Origin of the sequence: Mesorhizobium sp. M1A.F.Ca.ET.072.01.1.1 (assembly GCF_004023325.1) — a bacterium.
Lineage (GTDB): Bacteria > Pseudomonadota > Alphaproteobacteria > Rhizobiales > Rhizobiaceae > Mesorhizobium.
This window is the reverse complement of sequence record NZ_RZSF01000565.1, coordinates 1-2,423: the sequence shown is the minus strand read 5'-3', so window position 1 is coordinate 2,423 and position 2,423 is coordinate 1. Positions and strand designations below refer to the sequence as shown.

General features: G+C 60.8%; 3 protein-coding genes. 2 read left to right on the top strand and 1 reads right to left on the bottom strand.

Going from position 1 to position 2,423, the window contains the following annotated elements; genetic code table 11:
- Positions 1-157, bottom strand: a 157-nt coding sequence (locus EOA32_RS40705) for a helix-turn-helix domain-containing protein (protein WP_281015309.1), incomplete at its 3' end; no start/stop codon positions are given.
- A gap of 136 nt (positions 158-293) precedes the next feature.
- On the opposite strand from EOA32_RS40705, the gene EOA32_RS36310 reads away from it, so the two are divergent.
- Both EOA32_RS36310 and EOA32_RS36305 read left to right on the top strand, forming a co-directional pair.
- Positions 294-761: a carboxymuconolactone decarboxylase family protein gene (locus EOA32_RS36310; protein ID WP_128374234.1), complete on the top strand. Its 468-nt coding sequence runs from the start codon at positions 294-296 to the stop codon at positions 759-761.
- Positions 762-1,551: 790 nt separating this feature from the next.
- Positions 1,552-2,423 (top strand): UDP-glucuronic acid decarboxylase family protein (locus EOA32_RS36305; RefSeq protein ID WP_145971491.1); only part of this gene is annotated, 872 nt, incomplete at its 3' end.

Genomic DNA, 2,423 nt, shown 5'->3' with positions numbered 1-2,423 from the left:
TCTGGCGCTCGACCAGCGCCTCGTAGAGATGCGCCTGCGAGGGAAAGTGATGGTAGATGCTCATCGCCTCGCAGCCGAGCCTGGCGGCGAGCTTGCGCATCGAGAAGCCGGAGAGCCCTTCCCGCTCGATTACCTCAAAGGCGGCGTCCTCGATCATTTCGCGGGACAATTTTCCGCGGGTTCGGATTCTCTTGCTCGGTGAGTCCATGGCGCCGCTTGACAACTTACACTGTAAGGTTCATGTTCCAAATAACCTTACACCGTAAGGCTCACAAAAACCAGAGGAGAACACCATGCCTGTCATTCGCATCATCTCAAGCGCGCACTCCTGCCTTCGTTCAGCCTCGCTGCTCGCCGCTATCGCGTTCACCGCGGCCTTGACCATGCCTGCCGGCGCCGACGACTACGACGCCGCCATCAAGGACATCCAGTCGACCATGGGCGGCGTGCCCGGCTTCATGAAGCAGTTCCCGAAAGCCGCTCTGCCCGGCGCGTGGGCAGAGGTCAAGGCCATCGAGCTCAGCGACAATACGGCGCTGCCGCCGAAGGTGAAGTCGCTGATCTCGCTGGCGGTCGCGGCGCAAATCCCCTGCAATTATTGTGTCTGGTCGGACACCGAGAACGCCAAACGCGCCGGCGCCACCGACGAGGAGATCCAGGAGGCAGTCGCCTTGGCCGCCTTGACCCGCCACTGGAGCACCATCTTCAACGGCATGCAGGTCGACTTCGCCCAGTTCAAGAAGGAGATGGGCGGAGAATAAGGAGGGGCAATGAGGAGTAGAAACGGGAATGCACGGCGTCCAGTTGTCCAACCTGCGCTACTCCTTGTTGATGCACCTCAGAGTGGTGGCGATGCCGGGAGGCCATCTCGGCGTGCCGGACAGCACGGCTGCGGAACCGTCGTCACCACGGCCGCCTAGCCCCGATCAATTCGGAAAGCGCGTTTCGCAGACAGGGCCTACAGGCTCGCCAGATCTACCTGTTGGCGAACTAAGATATACTTGCGCAATTTTCTAGCCCGAAAGACCGGCCGCAAGAAATGCCAGAGCCCGAGAGACGACGCCAGACGCGTTCCTTGTCCTTCACCTTGAAGCCTTCCGCCCCTAACGCTCGACAAGCTTTGCGTAGGCCGCGGCACGCGGTGCTTTACCGCGGGAAAACCGGCCGGAACCGACCCCTTCTATGATGCAAAAGGCGCGCCTGCCTACGCTTACAGTTAACCAACCGCAAAAGACTGAAGTTAATGAATCCCTAAATTAGTTGACTATGCCGCGCACAGGTATATCTTTCCATACGTTGGGTGTGCAATTTGGGCGAGCAGTCCGCGGTGGTGGCAACCATGTTCGTGGATCGCGACTTAGGGGCAATGGGAAGCTGAGCGGCAGCACATAAGCCGTACGGCAACGACCCCGCTTACTCAGACAAAACACATCGTGTTTTTTGGCGACTTCGCGCATGCGGAGGGGATCGCCATGATTTCACCTGGTCGGGCAACGCTGTTGCCCCGGCCCGGAACGACGATGCGTGGGTGTGTGCGAGTGTGAGGTCGCCATGGGTAGGGTCATCAAAGTTCTGAAGCTGGACACCAAGCCGGGACGGAGGCGTGCCGATCAAGGACGCGCGCTGGTCGCCGGCGGAGCAGGATTTCTGGGTTCTCATCTGTGCCAAAGGCTGCTTGCCGATGGATATGAAGTCATCGCGCTGGACAATTTCCACACGGGCAAGCGCTACAACCTGTCAGCGATAGCGCGTGACGCGACTTTCACCTGCATCAGGCACGACATCGTCGAGGAACTGCCGACGGACCTGGCTGTCGACGAGATCTACAATCTCGCCTGCCCGGCTTCTCCGCCGCATTATCAGGCCGATCCGATCCACACCTTCAAGACCAGCGTGCTCGGCTCGATCAACCTTCTGGAGCTCGCGCGGCGACACAACGCCAAGATCTTCCAGGCCTCGACTTCGGAGGTCTATGGCGATCCGCTGGTGCATCCGCAACCCGAAGGTTACTTCGGCAATGTCAACACGCACGGTCCGCGCTCCTGCTACGACGAGGGCAAGCGCTCGGCCGAGACGCTGTTCTTCGATTACTCGCGGACATACGGCATCGATGTCCGCGTCGCGCGCATCTTCAACACCTACGGTCCGCGCATGCGGCCCGACGACGGCCGCGCGGTGTCGAACTTCATCGTCCAGGCGCTGCGCGGCGACGACATCACCGTCTACGGCAGCGGCGGGCAGACGCGCTCCTTCTGCTTCGTCGACGACCTGATCGAAGGCTTCGTGCGCCTGATGAACGCCGGCGTGGCCCCCCAGCACCCGGTCAATCTCGGCAACCCCGTCGAGTTCACCGTCATGGAATTGGCCGAGCTGGTCATCGACTATACGAATTCACGCTCGCGCATCGTGCACCGGCCGCTGCC

Coding starts and splice junctions, on each gene's coding strand:
- EOA32_RS36310 (WP_128374234.1), top strand. CDS start 294: ATGCCTGTCATTCGCATCATCTCAAGCGCGCACTCCTGCCTTCGTTCA.